Consider the following 17873-nt stretch of genomic DNA (forward strand, 5'->3'; position numbering starts at 1 on the left):
GACGATGGGAAGGAAGGCGTGATCATGGTCAATCGACGGTATTCAAGGCATCGCCACGCCATGTGCTTTCCGGCGAAGCGCAGGCCCCGCGCCGCGGTGGATTTCGCGGTTGACGTACATCCTGACCGCGGGGTCACGCTGTCCATCGTCGTGCCCTGTCATAACGAGGAGGAATGCCTGCCGCTGTTCCTGTCGTCCGTTGCACAGGCCATCGACGAGATCACGGCAGTGTATCCGGGTGTGGTGGCCGAACTGGTGCTGGTCGACGACGGTTCCACGGACGGCACGGCGACGCTGCTGCGACGCGCGGCCGAAGACGACGACGGGCACGCTGCCTTTCCGTTCTCGGTTCGTTGGTTGTCACTGTCGCACAATTTCGGCAAGGAGGCCGCGCTGCTCGCCGGGTTGGAGGCCGCGCGAGGCGATGTCGTGGCGGTGATGGACGCGGATCTGCAGGACCCGCCGTCGCTGCTGCCGCGCATGTTCGCGATGCTGGCTGAGGACCCGACGCTGGACTGCGTGGCGACGCGGCGCACCACGCGTGCGGGCGAGCCGCCAATCCGTTCCATGTGCGCGCACCTGTTCTACCGGCTGATGAACGCCATGTCACCGGTCGCCGTACCCGATGGAGCGCGTGATTTCCGTATGATGCGCCGTCGGGTCGTCGACGCACTGACGTCGCTGACCGAACGCAACCGGTTCTCCAAGGGACTGTACGCATGGGTGGGATTCCGCACGGCGTGGATCGACTATCCGAATACACGCCGGGCCGCGGGCAAGTCAAACTGGAACTTCTTCGCGTTGGTCCGCTATGCAATAGAGGGACTAATCTCATGCTCCACGGTGCCGCTGGCCGCGGCCTCGTATATCGGGTTGCTGTTGTGTGCGGCCGCGTTCGGCGCAACCTGTTTTATCGCGGTGCGCGCGGCCATGTTCGGTGACCCGGTGGCCGGATGGCCGTCGCTCGCGTGCATCATCACGTTCATCGGCGGACTGCAGCTGATGTGCCTGGGCATCATCGGCCGGTATCTGGCGAACACGTACCTCGAATCCAAACGCCGCCCAAACTACATCGTGCGCGACGGCAACATCAACGTCCACAATGCCGGCAATGCCCGTTGCGACCATCCGGCACATGACAGGGAGATGCTGTCATGATCACGAGCCACGAAACCGCCAATCCATACGTCGAACACGCCGGCGGACGTGCCGACGACAGCAATGCCGGTTCCGCCACCGTTGCCATCCGTCACTTGGTTCCCGTTCCCGTGTTGGCCATCTGCTGCGCGCTCGTGACGACCGTGCTCAGCTGGCTGATGGGCCGCAGCCAATCATTGTGGTTTGACGAACAGTATTCGCTGATATTGGCGAGTCGACCCATACGGGAACTGATCACGCTTACCGCTGTCGACGCGCACCCGCCGCTGTACTATCTGCTGCTCAAGGCATGGATGCTCGTCGTCGGCGACAACGTCGCGCTGCTGCGGTTGCCGAACTGCGTATGTCTCGGCCTTGCCGTGTTCGTGCTGATTATGCTGATGCGCGACCTGTTCGACGAACGTATCGCGACGGCGTGCATGCCGCTGCTGGTGTGTGGCGGATTCATGCTGAGATACGGCTACGAGCTGCGCATGTACTCGCCGGCGATGTTGCTGACCGTGGCCGGCACGGCGATGCTAATGCGTGCGACCGGAGTGATCGAGCCGCGCGACCGACGGCATCGCGCTACGAATACAGGTGAGACCGACGGGCATGATCGACAAGGTGACCGTTGCCGGTCGAGCAGCCACCGTCGCCGTATCGCATGGTGGTGCGCGTACGCCGTGACCGTCGCGCTCGGCATGCTGACGTTGTATCTGACCGCATTCGTATGGCTGACGCATGCGATCTGGCTCACCGCGCGCTCGTGGTGCGCGCGTCGCCTGTCCGCGTGGCGTTGGTTGCTCGCCTATGCCGCGTCGATCATACTGTTCCTGCCGTGGATGCCGGCGCTGCTAGGTCAGCTCGGCGGAAGCTCCGTCTTGCCTCCGGTCCGTCGACGCGCAAACATGTCCGGCGTGGCCAACGCATTCGACATCATGCTGCTCGGCATGACGGAAACGGAACTGCCGTCGATTATCTCACTGCTGGTCGCGGCCACGATGATCCTAATCATCGGCATACTCATCGCTCAACACCTGCTCGTGCGGCGGCGTTCAATCCGCGCATCGGCATCGCGACCGTCCGCTGAGGCCGCGGGGCTGATCGTCATGCTGTTCGCCGTGCCGGCCGCGCTCCTGATGATCTGGTCCGCCGTCAAGGAACTGTCCTGCGGTGGATACGGCATGTTCTCCGTGCGCTACCTGAGCGTGGTCGCACCATTCTTCTACGCCACGTTGATGTTGGCGTGCGTTGCCACGTACCGGTCACGCGGCCGTCGTACGGTGTTCGTCTACGTCGTTGTGCTTGCGATACTGGTTGCCGGGACGATCACGTACGGCGTGCGCGGCAACCATAGTTTCGACCGCAACGATACGCCCGGATCGGCCGCACTCAGTCGACAGGTCACCTGTTCGGCAGCGCAACCGGTCGTCGCGCAGGACGAGTACACGTACATCGACGCATACTGGTACTACCGCGACTGCCCATATTACTACTTCCTCGACGTCGACGACGTTCCCACGCGCGGCGGATACGCGCCGCTGCACGGCTCCACCGCGCAACTGAGAACTATCGACGATCTCGATGCGGCTCGATTCACCCTGCTGTCATGGGCGACGACCCGCAACTACGACAAGTTCCTCGGCGACGCGGCTGGCCAATGGACGCAAACCGGCGTCATCAAACACGGTGCGAACGCGGCCATCACCTACCGCCGATAATCGGCGCCCCCGGAACGGGGAATCCTATGGAGCGCCTTTCCCGGGTACTGCGGGAACGTGGACGACGGAGAGACCGGAAGCTTGCCAACCGAGATTTGATGTCATGCGATTGCTTGACATGATGTTGCGGGCGATGAGGTGGAGTGTCTCTAATGGCCGTATCGGTTTGTCGCTTGATCCAGGGAGGCATTATGGGCTATCTGCTTATCATCGACATGCTGCCCACGTATGGGCTGCTGTTCTATGTATTGGTTTCAGTGTGCGTCTTTGCATTGCTTCATAGTCTGCGCAAAACGTCTCTGGACCGGCGCCGGTTGCGATTCGTCACGGCCGCGACGTTGGTTGTCTCCTGGATCTGCGCTCTGTTTGCCGCATTGGTGTATGCCATGGCGACGCCGGCGTCGCAGCCTGATATGTCGGACTTCTACGTCATGTACCGGCCGGCTTCGCTGGGTGTTCTCTTGGTGCTGTTTCTAGTGCAGGTCGGGTATGGCATAAGGGCCATACGGCGATGATCGTTTTGTCATGCCGGGCGGTGCTGATTTTGCGCGGGCGGTGTGGTGAGACCGTGAACCATTGGCGTGTTCCCTGCTACGTATTCAGTGAGGTTTGCGGGATGTGCCGTGGAAGGAGCCGCATACGCAGGATGACATGACCTCGCCCGGTGGGGAGGCGATGCGCGACGAGGATCTGCTCGCGAGGGTCGCTTCCGGGGACGAGCGTGCCTTCGAGGCCCTGTATGGACGGTACGCTGCGGCCGTGCGGGCGTTCGTACGTGCGCGCGTGTCGGATGCCGGCACGGCCGAGGAGGTGTGCGCCGACGTGTGGTTGGGCTGCTGGCGGTCGGCGAGGGCGTTCCGCGGCGACGCGAGGGTGCTGTCATGGCTGCTGGGCATCGCGAAACGGCAGATCACCATGCGTGTGCGGCGCGGGCGCCCGGACGTGACCGCGTTGGATGACGCGCCCGAACCGCGTGACGATGGCCCGAGCCCGGAGACGGCCGTGCTGTCCGAAGCGGGCATGGATGATCTGATGGCGTTGCTGCGCCGTCTGCCCGTCGAACTGGTGGAGACGGCGACGTTGGCGTGGCTGCACGGCCTGCCGTACCGGCAGATCGCCCGCCTGCTGGACGTGCCGGAGGGCACGGTCAAATCCCGTGTCTCGCGTGCGCGCCGTCTGCTGCGCACACAACTCGATCACAAGGATGATGCGGATGGAAAGGAACGGTGAACCCCGATGACCGATCATCTTGACGAAACGACCGGCCGCTTGACGGACGATGCGGCCGACGAGCGTCTGCTCGCGGCATTGGCCGCCGTGGAACGATCCCGTTCGGGAGAAACGCCTCCCGCTACGGCGGTGATGGCGCGCATCCGCGCATCGCGGTCCCCGCTGGACGGGCCCGCATGGTCGTGGACACGCAGTCTGCGGTTGTTCATGCTGCTGCTGGGCCGGCAGATGAAGGTGGTGCCGTGGCAGGTGGTGCCGGCCACGCTGACGTTGATGGCGTTCGCCGGATTGGGGGCGCGGTTCTTCGCGGTCGGCTGGGGTGCGACGGTCGTGTCCCGCGCGTTCTGCTCGATGGTGCTGGCCGGCGTGTTGTTGAGCGTGACGATGGCGTTCGGGAATTCCCGCATGGACATGATCTCGTCGGCCACACCGTTGGGTCCGGGGGCGGTCACGCTGGTCCGGCTGGTGTTCGTGCTCACCTGCGACGTCGTGTTCGGATTGTTGGTGACCGTTGTGATGGGCGTGCAGGGTTATGGGGAGTTCGGCGTGCTGCTGGTCGGATGGCTGTCGCCTTTGCTGCTGGTCGCCGGCGTGGGCGCGATGCTCGCGATCCGGTTCTCCACGGGCGTCGGCTTCGGCGTCGGCCTGCTGCTGGTCGCCGTGATCCGTACGGACCTGCTCGGGCTCATGGGCCTGCCGGCCGCGGGCTGGATCGACATGACCCGAACAATCGGACCGCTGTTGCTGGCCGTCACGGGCGTGGCGGCGTGCGCGGCGGCGGTGGCGTGCGCCGGACGATTGTCCGAGGCGCGCATGACGGCCGCGGCCGTCTGAACGGATCGAGGTCGATGAGTCGCCGGTGGTCGTTCGGCGTGTCGTGTGAACCATGCGGTCGGCGTCCGCTACCTATCTGGTGACGGACGTTAAGGGACGGCCGTCGATTTTCGGACTTCAGGGAGGGACGGCATGTCGGGAATGATTCGCGCGCAGGCCAGGCGCATCGGCGTGGGATTGCTGGCGGCGCCCGCGGTCTGCGGGATTGCTGTTGCGGTCGCCGGCATCATGGTGTCCGGCGTGTGGTCGCGTACGCAGACGTTGACGGTGGTGAACTGGCTCGCCCAGCTGATGGTGATTGGCTCGGGCGTGTGCGTGGCGGTCGCGCTGACCGGTGACCCGCTGGTCGAGGCGAGCGAGTCCACGCCCGTGGGCTGGAGGCGCGTTGAGGCCACGCGGTTCGTCCTGACGGCCGTGTCCGGTCTGGTCGGCGCCGTGTTCATGTTCATGCCGTTGCACGTACTGGGCTTGTGGCCGCAGGACCTGGGATGGGTAAGCCTGATCGCGCCGACGGGCGCGGTGCTGGTCGTGGGTGCGGCCGGGTTCGTGGCCGCCGCATGGTCCATGTCCACGCAGGCCACGGTCATGGCTGTGGTCGCGGTATGGATGTTCCTCGCCCTCCTGTGGGATCCGTACGTGCTCGACCCGGTCGCGCAGCGCGGCATACCGCTCGCCGCTGCCGTGATCGCCATCGGGGTCGCGTGGCGGCTGCTGGGCGACGAGGAACGCAACGTGACGCTTGCGAGGAGGAGCATATGAGCATGCGCATCGGTTTCCCGCGATTGGTCCGCGTCCACATGCTCATCGTGTGGCGGCAACGCTCCCTATGGGTCGCGGCCGTCCCATTGGCCCTGTTCGCGCTCCTGCTGGGCGTGATCTCTCCGGCCGGCCCGCACGACCACGGCGCTGGCGATCTGGCGTTCATGGCCAAAACGATGGCCATGTTCATGCCGATTGCCTACATGGCCGCGTTCACCGACTTCCACACGCGCCACGACCGGCTCGGCATCGGCCAGTTGGAGGACTCCACGCCCACACCCGCGCCCGCGCTGGCCGCGGCACGCACGCTCGGCGCGTTCCTGATCCTCATCGCCCCGTCGCTCCTGCTGCTGGCCTGCGCCGGCGTCGTGCGGACCCTGCACGGCTCGTGGTGGGCCGTCCCGCAGGCGTTGGCCGCCGGACTCGCGATCACCGGGCCGGCCGTGCTGACCGCGATGAGCCTGTCCTCGCTGCTCGGCTCGATCCTGCCCATGATCGTCGCGCGCATCGCCGGCGTGCTCGCATGGTTCGCGCTCGTGTTCTCCTCGCCGATGCTGCCCGTGCCGACCGTCAACGGCACCATCCTCAACGTGATCGGCGACGCCGTCGGCGCCGGATGGTTCGGACTCAAGCCCGTCTACCCGGCCGTGGGAGGCGTCCTCGCGGTCACCGGCACGCCCACCAACGCGGCCATGTCCCTGATCGCGCAGCTCGCCGCCGCCATACTGCTCATGGCGTTGGGCGGATGGTGCTCGGCACGCCCGCGCACGGTGCGATGAACGACATCGGCGGAACCCTCATCGGAAACATCGACACGGGAAGGAAAAGCATCATGTTCATCTCCATCAGCCATCTGACCAAGGACTTCCCGAGGAAGCCCCGCGCGCTGGACGACGTGACCTGCGACCTGCCGCACGGCATGGTCGGCCTGATCGGGCCGAACGGCGCCGGCAAGACCACGCTCATGCGCATCCTCGCCGGCATCATCCGCCCCACGTCGGGCCAGGTGCTCATGGACGGCCACGATTTGAAGGACGCGAGGACCCGCCGCGCGCTCAAACGCACGCTCGGCTACCTGCCACAGGACATCGAACCCTACCCGCAGCTCACCCCGCTCGAATTCCTCGACTACGTGGGCGTCCTCAAAGGCATCGACGACACCCGGGAGCGCATGCGCCAGGCACGCGAACTCAGCGACCGGGTCGGGCTCACGGACGTGGCCGACCGACGCATCGGCGGATTCTCCGGCGGCATGCGCCGCCGCGTCGGCATCGCCCAGGCCCTCATGGCGGACCCCCGGCTCATCATCGTGGACGAACCCACCGCCGGACTCGACCCCGAGGAACGCATGCGCTTCCGCACGCTGCTCGCCGGCCTCGGCGGCGACCGCACCGTGATCCTATCCACCCACATCCTCGACGACATCGCACAGACCTGCCCATACGTGTTCGTCCTGCGCCAGGGCCGTATCCGCTACGACGGGCCGACCGAACAACTCACCGGACACGCCGCAGGCCGCGTCTGGCTCACCCAGCCGGCCAACACCCCGCCACCCGCAGGCATGATCGTCGCCAACGCCGTCACCACCGCACGAGGCATACGCTACCGCGTCATCACCGACACCCCGCCCGCCGACGCGCAACCCATGGAACCCACATTGGAGGACGGCTACATGGCCCTCATCGAGGAACACCCCGACCACCACTGACGGCCGGCGGACAGGCAGTTCAATCATCGGAAACACAACGCAAAGGAAACCAGCATGACCAATATGACACCCGCCACCCAAACCATCACAGCCATTGGTCTCGCCGCCATCATGGCCCTGAGCCTGACCGCCTGCATGGACGGCATCAAGCATCCCGAAAACTATCCGACTGACGGAGCCAAGACAATCACCGCGACCAGCAACCCGCAGGACATCAGCGCCGACCAACTCGGCCACACCTGGCCCCTCACCGTCGACCACGGCACCGTCAGCTGCACGCACGACACCAAAGGCGACCCCGTCATGCGCTTCACCGCACCCGACGGCACCCGATACGCCCTCAACCAGACCAGCGACAACAAGGACCTGCCCGACATCGACCAGCTCCTCGCCAACGGCAAATCCACCGGTACCCTCACCAGCTTCGCCTTCACCGTCTGCGACGTGAAATGACAATGTCGGAATCATCGACGAAAGACCGCAGGACTTCTTCCCGAATGATCCTATAGTCTTATAGTCCGGTTTCCCGAGGCTCGTGTTCGAGCACGAGTTTCATCTTGCTGTTGCCCATCAGCCACGAATACAGGTCCCGATCCAGGATCATCGCCAGATCGAAGCACGCCTGCACTGCGTCCGCCAACGTGATGCGCCGGTTCTCGCCGGGAAGCGGGACGCCGTTGACGAGCGGCTCGTGATGGGCGACCCGGTTGCGCAGGGCGTGCACCGTCTTGACGATGTCCAGCGCAAAGCGTCTTGTCCAACGTTCTCCCATCGCACGCGCATACTGGCGCCCATTGGAGAACGTCTTGTCAAGTCCCTTGCGCCACAGATTGTTCTCGTAGTTGGCGCGCCTCTGGTCCGGCCACTTCGTATGAATCGTGCCGCCGTCCTCCAGAAGGTTGCGCCAGAAGCCGAACGTCAATGAAGCAACGAGATGACCGTGCGTATGAATTCTGCGCTGTTGCGGGGTGAGATGGTTCCATGCCTCGCGAATCTGGTATTGGGTACGGTCGTCGAAGCTGAGCCCCGCCATGCACCAGTCCTCGGTATCTGACTGTTCCAAAGCCATGAGGGACAACTGACGGTCCATGTGGTTGCGCAAAGCGACCTCAAGAATGGCGATATCACCCATACAAGCGCTGGCCATGTCATGGTCCCACAGATACAACTGCAGCGCCGGGCATGAACGCCGCCGCGCCTCGGAATCATAGGATGCGAGCCGCTCGTCGGTGATGCCTCCTCGCAGCGCCCTCTCCTGCGGACTGCCCTTGCGAGGAGGCTGTGAGAGGAAATCGGGCGCTGGGTTTGACTGTCGACTCATAACCCATTATCATATTCCATGAATTCCCCCAAAGGGCCTCTCCGGACGGTCATCGACTCAGCCGTGATGCACTGGGGGTTCTCTTTTATCCGGGAGCGCCATCGGTGGGATCTGTCACCCTAGGATCGTGATAAGAGAGCAAGGGAGACGGTTAGGCGACTAATCGAGACCTGGCTGGCGGACCCCGGAGCGCGCGTTTGACGCCACCGGTGTCCGCATCCGCGTGGACGGTCAAAGCATCATGTCGCCTTTGGTTGACGAGTATCCCTCCGATTGGCTGTCACGATGAGACCATGCCATCATTGGCTCTATGGCGGACTCGAGTTTCCGTTGTCGTGCTTGGAAAAGAGGAGAACGGTTACATGACGTGGAATGAGCGAATGATCACGACGGTCACCGCCGGAACGCAACTTCGTGATGCGCTGCTCGCCGTGGGACTGAAGCCGACGGATTCATGCATCGTGCATACGCGGCTCAGTGCGTTCGGTTTCGTTCCCGGCGGTGAGCAGACCGTGGTCGATGTACTCAAAGGCGTGCTATACGACGGCGACGTCATGATGTCCGCGCAGACCACGGATCTGTCCGATTCGCAGTGTTGGGGAGCGCCGCCGGTCAGTCCCGAACTAATCGAAACCGTGAATGCCGCACTGCCGGCGTTCGATCCGGCGACGACTCCGGCGCATGGCATCGGACGCACACCGGAGTACTTCCGCGCATTGCCCGGCACACGACGCAGCAATCACCCGCTGTACTCGATGAGCGCATGGGGACGCCACGCGGACTGGCTGTGCGGCTCATGCGGAGGCGAGAACGGTCGCGATTACGACATTCCGTTCGGCGAACATAGTCCGCTCTCGCGTCTCTACGAAATCGATGGCAAAGTGCTCTTTCTCGGCACCGACTTCGGCACCTGCACCGCGATTCACTATGCCGAATCCACAATCGGCCGGCCGCATATCCACGAGACCGCACCGGTCGGCCACGTCGATGCCGTAACCGGCGAACGCACGACCGAATGAGTGACATTCGACACGGTGGAACTCGACCGTTACGACGATTTCGAGTCCTTCGGTGGGCGATTCCTCGCCGAGCATGCCGACTCCGTACGTGCCGTGACGTTGAACGAAGCGAGAATCCTCGCTTTCCCCGTCCGCGATCTGGTGGATGCCGCTCGTAGGTATTATGCGCGACTCGATTTGCGTCATAGCGGCAAGGACGGAGATGACGACAATCAGCATGCGTAGCAGAGCTTTGCTCTATGCGGAGCGATGCCAAAAAGCGGTTGGCATGGGGAATTGACCGATATGGTTTCCAGCACCTACCGGACGTTGATTGCGCAGCGCACGCGGGACATCTCCATGCTGCGCCTGATTGGAGCACGCGGGGCGAACCGCTACGATGGTCCACATCATCCGTGTAGACGAAAGGAATCCCATGCAGCGGACGATCATCACCGACGAGGCGTTCCTCGCCGTCCCGTCCGAGCCCGCGACCGAGGCCGACGCGGGCATCGCCCGCGATCTTCTGGACACGCTCGCCGCGCACGCCGACGCGTGCGTGGGGCTGGCCGCGAACATGATCGGCGTCGCCAAGCGGATCATCGTCTTCCATGACGAGACGACCGGCCGGAACATGACGATGTTCAACCCGGTCGTCACGGCGAAGTCGGGCCGCTACGAGACCGAGGAGGGATGCCTGTCACTCAAGGGTGTGCGTCCGACGGTCCGCTACGAGCGCATCACCGTGACCTACCGCACGCGGCGCTGGCGCGAGGCGACCGCCACATTCGACGGGTTCACCGCCGAGATCATCCAGCACGAGATTGACCACTGCGACGGCGTCCTCATCTGACGGACGGCGTCCGTGCCGTACCCGTCCCTCCGCACAGGTCCCGTACGGTTCCCATCGGCTATCGGCGGAGGATCCGTTCCGCCATAAACGACGGCTATGACCGCCCCGGTCCGGCGCGTGCGGCGCGGCGTCATAATGATGGGGACGCCGGCGGCGAAGGGACCGCGGCGATGATACGAAAAGGATGGTCTGGGCCATGACGGACAAGCGTGTGAAGGTGGGAAACAGCGACCTGGAGGTGTTTCCGCTCGTGTTGGGCGGAAACACGTTCGGCTGGACGAGCGACGAGGTGACCAGCCGCAGGGTGCTCGACGCGTACGTGGAGGCCGGCGGCAACTTCATCGACACAGCCGACGTGTATTCGGCGTGGGCGCCGGGCAATGCGGGCGGCGAATCCGAAATCATCCTCGGCCGTTGGCTCGCCGTGCGCGCCAACCGGGACCAGGTGGTCATCGCCACGAAGGTCAGCGAGCACCCGCAGTACAAGGGCCTGTCGCATGACAACGTGCTCGCCGCGGCCGACGAGTCGCTGCTGCGTCTCGGCGTCGAAACAATCGACCTCTACTACGCGCACTTCGACGACAAGACGACCCCGCTCGAGGAGACGGCCGCCGCGTTCGACGAGCTCGTCCAGGCGGGCAAGATCCGCGCGATCGGCCTGTCCAACTACACGGCGGACCGCATCGAGGAATGGTTCCGCATCGCCCGCGAACACGGCTACGCGCTGCCGGTCGCCTTGGAACCGCACTACAACCTCGTCACGCGCGGCAACTACGAGCGCACGCTCGCCCCCGTCGCCGTACGCGAGAACCTCGCCGTGTTCCCATACTTCTCGCTGGCCGCCGGGTTCCTCACCGGCAAGTACCGTTCCGCCGCCGACGCGGAGGGCAAGGCGCGTCAGGGCATGGTCGCCGACTACCTCACCGACGACGGCTTCGCGCTGGTCGACGCGTTGGACGAGGTCGCCAAGGCGCACGGCGTCGCGATCGCCACGGTCGCGCTCGCCTGGCTGCGCCACCGTCCGCAGGTCGCCGGTCCGATCGCCTCGGCGCGCACGCCCGAACAGCTGCCCGCGCTCCTCGCGTCCGTGGACCTCGACCTCGCGGTCGACGAGACCGCCACGCTCGACAAGGCATCCGAACCGTTCACGAAGTAATACAATCGCGACACACGCGATAAGACGAAGCAACCATACGGTGGGTCGCTCCCCGTCGTCCGTCATGAGACGACCAGGGAGCGGCCCACCGTTATTCATATGTACATGGCTTTCATATGAGATTCGCATCGCACCAGTTTCAAATGATAGCCAATTACTTATGAATTAAAACCGACAACCGCACCACTTGTCTTATAGGCATCAAAACCTTGTAATTTCAACATTTTCAACCATATGAAAGCCGCTTTCATATAGAATGACGCACGACAGCACACTGCATACGGTGGCAACGCTTCCCGTAGCTCGGGCACCCCGGGGTTATTCAGACGGACAACGTCTCCATCGCCTCGGACACGACCTCGACGAGCATGTCGACGGCGGCATCACCGTCGACGCCGCCGTCGCAACGACGCGACCATTCCAGCAGGGATTCGACGATGCAGTCGATGATGATCGAAACGGACAGACGCACGGGGAAGGCGGCTCGCGCATCGCCGTCGGCGACGGCGTCACCGCTCCCCCACAATGCCGCGACGGCGTCCGTCCACTGCGGTATGCGCGCGTACAGCGCCACACGCAAACCGTCGTCGGAACGCACGATACGCAGCCGGCGCCCCAACTCCTCCAGCTGAACCGCCTCAAGCGACCCAAGCACCTGCGGGACCATGTGGCGGACGAACCCGATCGGGGAACCGCCCTTCCGTTCGGCGATTTCCCGGCGCAGGTCGGCGAACGGCCCACCGTCCGTCGGGACCCCGAGCACAAGATCTTCCTTCGACGGGAAATACCGGAACAGGGTGATCGAGGACACCCCCGCCTCGTCGGCGATGCGTTGCGTGGTGACGTTGCCGTAGCCCTGCTCGGCGAACAGACGCAACGCCACGTCACGAATCGTCCGACGCGTGGCGGCCTTCTTACGACGCTGCCAACGGGCGCGCGCCACGGTCGCCTTCACCGAGACGCCGCGACGGTTCGCCGGACGGGAAACGGCATCCGACGCCGATTGTGCGGGCGCAGCGTCCGATGCGGCGACGTCAAGGCCACGGTCCGGCGTCGTCCCGTCAGGTTCCATCACGTCAATGGGCATTTCGAGCTCCTCGCATCTTCCGTACATCGTCGCCGGCCCGGCATCCTCCATCGTACCCGCGCGCGGCCCGTTCCACGGCCCGGCGGACGACGGCGACGGACAGGACACCCGCATCACGCGTACACTGGGCCGCATGTGCAGAAGGTTCGCGCTCGATCTGGATTGGGATGCGGTCGCCGCATGGCTTGGCGTCGACGACGGCGACGTCCGCCGCGACCGGCTGCCGCGCCCCTCGTACAACATCGCGCCCACGCAGACCATCGGCGTCGTCGCGCAGGGCAGGGAGGGCCGCCGGCACCTGACCGGCGCGTACTGGACGCTCGTGCCGCGCTGGAGCCAGAGCAGGACGCTCCCCTACCCCACGTACAATGCGCGCATCGAATCCATCCACGCCAAGCCAACGTTCGTCGACTCCACACGGTCCATGCGCTGCATCATCCCCGCAAGCGGCTACTACGAGTGGAAGGGCAGGCGCCCGTTCTACTTCCACGTGGACGGCGACAGGCCGTTGGCGATGGCGGGACTGTACTCATGGTGGCGGGCCTCCACGGCCGCGCCATGGCTGCTGACCGCCACGATCGTCACATGTCCGGCCGTGGACGGACCGAAAAGCGTGCATGACCGCATGCCGCTGCTCGTGCCGGACGGCATGGCCGCCGCATGGCTGGACCCTTCGCTCGACGGCGCGAAGCTGACCAGCCCCTTGCGCGAACAAGGCACGGAGCTGTCGCGACGGCTGCGGTTCCACGAGGTCGCTCCGCTGCCCGCAAACGGGGACGGACGCCGGCTCACCATGCCGGTCGAACACATCGAGCCGATCGCGCTGTTCTGAACGTCGGACGGAGGGACGTTCAGCGTTCAGGGAGGAATCAGGGAATCCCCTGATGGAGGGCCATGCCAGGCGATGCGATAATGGGACGATTACGGCACATGGAATCCATGCATTCGAAGGAGCGAAGAGAACATGCGTCTGATCGGCAATATCCTGTGGCTGGTGCTCGGCGGACTCGCCATCGCGTTCGGATGGGCGGTCATCGGCCTGGTGCTGTGCGTCACGATCGTCGGCATCCCGTTGGGGCTGCAGGCGTTCAAGATGGCCGGGCTCACACTCACCCCGTTCGGCAAGACCGTACGCTACGGCGGCGGCCTCGGCTCCACGCTCGCGAACATCATCTGGGTGGTGCTCGCCGGAGTCTGGATGGCGCTCGGCTATGTCGCCGCCGGTCTCGCCAACTGCGTGACCATCATCGGCATCCCGTTCGGCATCCAGTCGTTCAAGATGGCGAAGCTCGCCCTCTGGCCGTTCGGCGCGCAGATCTACGATCTGTAAGAGGCACCTGGCGGACATGCCGGAAGGCATCACCATCGTCCCCACGAACAACGCTAATGCCTCAGCCCGCGCAGCAGGGCGATCTCCTCGCGATGCGTGGACTCGGTGAGCTCCTTGGTCTCGAGGATCATCGGCAGCCGCGCCATGCACGGATCGTTGACGAGCCGCTCGAAGAACGGCAGCCCCAGCTTCCCCTCGCCGATATTGGCGTGACGGTCCTTGTGCGAGCCGAGCCCGAACATCGAATCGTTCGCGTGGATGGCTTTGACGTTCTCGAGCCCGATGACGTCGTCGAGCGAGCGCATCACGCCTTCGTAGTCGCCGAGGAGATCATAGCCGGCGTCGAACACGTGGCAGGTGTCGAACGTGACGCCGATACGGCTGCGGAAGGCGTCGTCGACCCCCTCGATGATCGAGCGCAGCTCCTCGAAGGTCCGGCCGCATTCGGTGCCCTTGCCCGCCATCGTCTCCAGCAGGATCATGACGCCGCCGTCCCCATCCACCGTGCCGTCCAAGGTCCCGAACACGCGGTCCAGCCCGTCGGCGATGAGCCGGCAACCGGTCTCGGCGCCCTGCCCCACGTGCGCGCCGGGATGGATGTTGAGATACGTCTCCTGCCCGCCCGCACGGATGGCGCCGAGCAGTGTCAGGTCCTCGACGAGCGCATTGATCGCGAACCCGCGCTTGGCCGAATCCTTACCGGCGAGGTTGTATACGTACGGCGCGTGGACGACCAACGGGCCGTACCCTTCCGTCTTGAGCGCGCGACCGAACTCCACGGCGCCGGCCGGGTCGAGCGCCTTGGAGCGTTTGCCGTACGGCGAGCGCGGGAAGAACGCGAACGCGGTCCCGTCCTCCTCGTGCGAGCGTTTGATGAGCGCCTTCCATCCGCCCGCGGTGGACAGATGCGAACCGATGAGGAGCGTCGGGCGGGCGTCGCCGGCGTCGGTTTGGCCGGTGGTCTGCTGATCGGTGGTCTGCGGTGTCGTTGTCGAATCTTCCATCACAAGGCACAAGCATATGCGTCCCCGACGATGGCGCGGGAGTCGCACGACGATCCGCCCGTCGCACTGCTAGACTGAACGTATCCCTATGTCCCGCCGACGATGGCGGGCCGCAACCACAATCAGTCAAGGACGCTTCATCATGTACCAGGTTCTGGTCTCCTTCGCATACGACTAGTCGCCGCGCGATTCCCCGCCGCCGACCACTTCGGTCGCGACCGCCGCACGCAGTCGCGATGTCTTTCCATGCGAAATTCCAGAACATACTCCCATGAGCCGTGCGGGAGGCCCCGGTATTCCGGTCTCCGCGCCACGCACGGTCCGGCACCGCCGAGATTCGGACGTACCTCCACGCACCCGGCATCATGGGACGCCCATGAAACGAGACCTTGCCATGAACACCATCACATCCTCATCTTCTTCCACGCGCCGACCGCATTCGTTGTGGCACCTGCCCGCCTACCGCAATTGGTTCGTCGCGGACACCGCCGACGTGTTCGCGGTCAGCCTGCGCACGTTCGCCATCCCGTTGATCGGACTCGCCTTGTCCGGCTCGCCGTTCGTCGCGGGCCTGCTCGTCACCGTCGAATCGACGATCGGACTCACGCTCATGTCCATCGGCGGGGCACTCGCCGACCGGCATGACCGTCGTCGCATGATGATTCTGCTCGGCCTGGTCGGCGGGACACTGTCGGCCGCGGCGACCGTCCTGCTCGCGACCGGGACGATGGGCACGGGCCTGTTCGCGATCACGGTCGCACTGTTCGCCGTCATGAACGGGCTGCTTGGACCGTCCAACGACGCGATGCTGAAATCATTGGTGCCGATGGACCGGTTCGCCAAGGCGCAGGCCATCCGCGAGGCGCGCGAATCCTGTGTGGAGCTGTCCGGCGGGGCCATCGGCGGACTGCTGTACCGCGTCGCGGGATGGTTCCCGTTCCTCGTGTCCGCCGTGCTGTACCTGATCGCCGCCGTCACGGCGGCAAGACTGCCCCGGTGCGCGGCGGCCCACGGATCGGAACACGCGCCCGAATGCGCCCTGTCGTTCCTCGCGCAGTTCGTCGAGGGATGGCGGTGGACGCTGACGCGCGGGACCATCCTCGCGGCGATTGCGCAGGGCGCCGTCGTGAACGTCGCCTGCTACGGGAGCATCATCGGCGTGCAGATCATGCTGGCCGAACGCGGCACGGACGCGGCGCTCATCGGACTGGTCGGCACCGCGACGGGCGTCTCGGCATTGATCGGCTCGCTCATCGCCGGATGGCTGGTCGACCATATCCCGACCGGACGGCTCATCATCCTCACGTTCGCGGTGTTTACCGCCGCGATGCTCCCGCTCCTGCTCACCGACTCGTACGGGGTGGTCGTCGCGTGCATGGCAGCCACGTCGCTGCTGTTTCCCGCGTTGAACGCGGGCGAGCTCGGGTTCATCTTCGGGCGCACGCCCGACGACATGCAGGACGGGTCTCGACCGTGTTCGAGACGACGATCGGTGTGCCGGGCGCGTTGACACCTGCCTTGGTCGGCTGGCTGCTCGGAACGCCGGGACTGGGTTTCCGTGCGGTCATGGTGCTGGTCGTCGGCTGCGCGGCCGTCGGACTCGTCCTCGCCTGCGGCACCCCGACCCGCCGCATCCCGCGCCCCGAGCACTGGGAGCGGACGGAGTTGTGAACATTGAAGCAGGCTGGCGCCTTTCTCTGAGAGGAGCCAGCCTCTCCCGCCATGCCGTCTTTCGGTGACGGGCCTGGACTCCCATTATCGGAATAGCATGGGAAACGGAACGGCCGTCGCGCCGGAAATCCGGAGAATCCGCCCGCGGGTCGGTATGGACCGTGAGCCCGTCGAACGAGGTGTCCTATGAATCCGTCGCCGATCCCCCGCGCATCGCGCAGTGCGCGCCTTTCCCGGAACGAGGATTGGCCGATAGCCGCCCTGCCGTACGATCCGCAACCGGCCGTGCGTAGGCACGACCGCGCCGTGGTCATCGGCATCGTCGCCGGCATCGCGTTGGCCGTCGTGCTGTTCGCGCTGGCCGCATTGCTGGGCTCGTTCGTGCCGCAGCCGGTGTACGTGCTGCTGGGTGTGGCGCTGGTCACCGTGGTCATCATCATGCTGGAGGACGTGTACGAGGACCTGCGGCAGCGTCGTCTTCCCACCGAACCGGGGCTTATGATCACCGGCGCCATGATCGGGCGGGCGTATGCGGACCGGTTGCCTCTGCGTCGGCTCGCGCTGTCCACGCCGATCATCAGCCATGACCCGTTCAGCGGCGGCGATCTCGGCTATTTCACCCACTACCGGGTCTGTACCAACGACGTGCTCGTCCTGAGGTTCGCCCCGACCGACCGCGTCCGCTCGTACCTGCTGTACTGGAGCGACCACGATGTCGACTGGACGGACAAGCTGCCCGGCCGATACCGTATGGGCGACTATGCGAAGCCCACACCCCGAGCGCTGCAGCTGTCGCAACGGCTCATGAGAAAGCTGGCCCGAGACCGGGGCGTCGACCCGCGCATGCGGCCGTGCACGCTGCAGGTGTACGGGGACCGGGCAAGGATTGTCCTACCGTCGAACGTGCCCGAACTGGAGACCGGCGCGCAGGATCCGAACATCGGGCCGCGCATCGACGGCGTCGCCATCCTCACCGACACGTTCCCGCGGCATCGGTAGTCGACGACGGGACGTGTCGCTGCACTGCTTCGGGGCCGAACCGCCGATGCGCCGGGACATCC

At 65.0% G+C, this 17873-nt stretch carries 21 protein-coding genes; 18 read left to right on the forward strand and 3 right to left on the reverse strand.

The genetic code is table 11. The features are described from left to right. Positions 1 to 24 precede the first annotated feature (24 nt). The 9 genes from JS531_RS04505 (at position 25) to JS531_RS04545 (ending at position 7845) form a co-directional block, all read left to right on the forward strand. A complete protein-coding gene (locus JS531_RS04505; protein WP_240542040.1) occupies positions 25 to 1158 on the forward strand; it encodes a glycosyltransferase family 2 protein in 1134 nt (377 codons plus the stop codon). Beyond that, complete coding sequence (locus JS531_RS04510; RefSeq protein WP_214313292.1) at positions 1155 to 2861, forward strand: glycosyltransferase family 39 protein; 1707 nt, start codon at positions 1155 to 1157, stop codon at positions 2859 to 2861. Before JS531_RS04505 ends, JS531_RS04510 begins: the two co-directional genes overlap by 4 nt. Before the next feature lie 191 nt (positions 2862 to 3052). Beyond that, the gene (locus JS531_RS04515; RefSeq protein WP_214313294.1) at positions 3053 to 3376 is read left to right on the forward strand and encodes a hypothetical protein; all 324 of its coding nucleotides are present in this window, start codon (positions 3053 to 3055) and stop codon (positions 3374 to 3376) included. Positions 3377 to 3512: 136 nt separating this feature from the next. Further along, complete coding sequence (locus tag JS531_RS04520; protein ID WP_214313295.1) at positions 3513 to 4091, forward strand: sigma-70 family RNA polymerase sigma factor; 579 nt, start codon at positions 3513 to 3515, stop codon at positions 4089 to 4091. A 6-nt stretch (positions 4092 to 4097) separates the two neighbouring features. Then, on the forward strand, positions 4098 to 4925 hold the full coding sequence (locus JS531_RS04525) for a hypothetical protein (protein ID WP_214313297.1): 828 nt from the start codon (positions 4098 to 4100) through the stop codon (positions 4923 to 4925). 132 nt (positions 4926 to 5057) lie between these two features. Then, complete coding sequence (locus JS531_RS04530; RefSeq protein ID WP_214313299.1) at positions 5058 to 5684, forward strand: hypothetical protein; 627 nt, start codon at positions 5058 to 5060, stop codon at positions 5682 to 5684. Continuing rightward, positions 5681 to 6463, forward strand: a complete 783-nt coding sequence (locus JS531_RS04535) for a murein hydrolase transporter LrgB (RefSeq protein ID WP_214313301.1) — start codon at positions 5681 to 5683, stop codon at positions 6461 to 6463. The genes JS531_RS04530 and JS531_RS04535 overlap by 4 nt, the downstream gene beginning before the upstream one ends. Before the next feature lie 53 nt (positions 6464 to 6516). Beyond that, the gene (locus JS531_RS04540) at positions 6517 to 7392 is read left to right on the forward strand and encodes an ABC transporter ATP-binding protein (RefSeq protein WP_214313303.1); all 876 of its coding nucleotides are present in this window, start codon (positions 6517 to 6519) and stop codon (positions 7390 to 7392) included. Positions 7393 to 7446: 54 nt separating this feature from the next. Further along, positions 7447 to 7845, forward strand: a complete 399-nt coding sequence (locus tag JS531_RS04545; RefSeq protein ID WP_214313305.1) for a superoxide dismutase — start codon at positions 7447 to 7449, stop codon at positions 7843 to 7845. 58 nt (positions 7846 to 7903) lie between these two features. Here the strand turns inward: JS531_RS04545 and JS531_RS04550 are convergent, their stop codons facing one another. Beyond that, on the reverse strand, positions 7904 to 8713 hold the full coding sequence (locus tag JS531_RS04550) for an Abi family protein (protein ID WP_214313308.1): 810 nt from the start codon (positions 8711 to 8713) through the stop codon (positions 7904 to 7906). Positions 8714 to 9093: 380 nt separating this feature from the next. Between JS531_RS04550 and JS531_RS04555 the strand changes: the two genes are divergently transcribed. The 4 genes from JS531_RS04555 to JS531_RS04565 all read left to right on the forward strand — a co-directional run bounded on the left by JS531_RS04555 (position 9094) and on the right by JS531_RS04565 (position 11720). Further along, on the forward strand, positions 9094 to 9732 hold the full coding sequence (locus JS531_RS04555; protein ID WP_240542031.1) for an AAC(3) family N-acetyltransferase: 639 nt from the start codon (positions 9094 to 9096) through the stop codon (positions 9730 to 9732). Next, positions 9733 to 9957 (forward strand): hypothetical protein, encoded by a 225-nt coding sequence (locus tag JS531_RS11005; RefSeq protein ID WP_240542032.1) that lies wholly within the window; start codon positions 9733 to 9735, stop codon positions 9955 to 9957. It begins immediately after the preceding gene. Positions 9958 to 10147: 190 nt separating this feature from the next. Next, positions 10148 to 10564, forward strand: coding sequence for a peptide deformylase (locus tag JS531_RS04560; RefSeq protein WP_214313310.1), 417 nt, complete (start codon positions 10148 to 10150; stop codon positions 10562 to 10564). A gap of 196 nt (positions 10565 to 10760) precedes the next feature. After that, on the forward strand, positions 10761 to 11720 hold the full coding sequence (locus tag JS531_RS04565; RefSeq protein WP_214313311.1) for an aldo/keto reductase: 960 nt from the start codon (positions 10761 to 10763) through the stop codon (positions 11718 to 11720). Positions 11721 to 12042: 322 nt separating this feature from the next. Here the strand turns inward: JS531_RS04565 and JS531_RS04570 are convergent, their stop codons facing one another. Further along, on the reverse strand, positions 12043 to 12807 hold the full coding sequence (locus JS531_RS04570) for a TetR/AcrR family transcriptional regulator (RefSeq protein ID WP_214313313.1): 765 nt from the start codon (positions 12805 to 12807) through the stop codon (positions 12043 to 12045). A gap of 133 nt (positions 12808 to 12940) precedes the next feature. Here JS531_RS04570 and JS531_RS04575 point away from each other — a divergent pair, with 133 nt between their 5' ends. Next, a complete protein-coding gene (locus JS531_RS04575) occupies positions 12941 to 13639 on the forward strand; it encodes an SOS response-associated peptidase (protein ID WP_214313571.1) in 699 nt (232 codons plus the stop codon). Between the two features lie 132 nt (positions 13640 to 13771). Next, positions 13772 to 14137 carry a YccF domain-containing protein gene (locus JS531_RS04580; protein WP_214313315.1) on the forward strand — a complete coding sequence of 122 codons (366 nt, stop codon included), beginning with the start codon at positions 13772 to 13774 and terminating at the stop codon, positions 14135 to 14137. 53 nt (positions 14138 to 14190) lie between these two features. On the opposite strand, the gene JS531_RS04585 is transcribed toward JS531_RS04580, so the two are convergent. Then, positions 14191 to 15141, reverse strand: a complete 951-nt coding sequence (locus JS531_RS04585) for a deoxyribonuclease IV (RefSeq protein ID WP_214313317.1) — start codon at positions 15139 to 15141, stop codon at positions 14191 to 14193. 394 nt (positions 15142 to 15535) lie between these two features. Here JS531_RS04585 and JS531_RS04590 point away from each other — a divergent pair, with 394 nt between their 5' ends. From JS531_RS04590 to JS531_RS04600, 3 genes are all read left to right on the forward strand, one after another. Further along, positions 15536 to 16651, forward strand: a complete 1116-nt coding sequence (locus JS531_RS04590) for an MFS transporter (protein WP_214313318.1) — start codon at positions 15536 to 15538, stop codon at positions 16649 to 16651. Continuing rightward, entirely contained in the window at positions 16615 to 16812 is a 198-nt protein-coding gene (locus tag JS531_RS11295; protein WP_214313320.1) for a hypothetical protein, read from the forward strand. Before JS531_RS04590 ends, JS531_RS11295 begins: the two co-directional genes overlap by 37 nt. 285 nt (positions 16813 to 17097) lie before the next feature. Next, complete coding sequence (locus JS531_RS04600; protein WP_214313341.1) at positions 17098 to 17811, forward strand: hypothetical protein; 714 nt, start codon at positions 17098 to 17100, stop codon at positions 17809 to 17811. Positions 17812 to 17873 lie beyond the last annotated feature (62 nt).

The sequence above is a fragment of the Bifidobacterium sp. CP2 genome, assembly GCF_018555635.1.
In the GTDB taxonomy this organism is placed as follows: Bacteria; Actinomycetota; Actinomycetes; order Actinomycetales; family Bifidobacteriaceae; genus Bifidobacterium; species Bifidobacterium saguinibicoloris.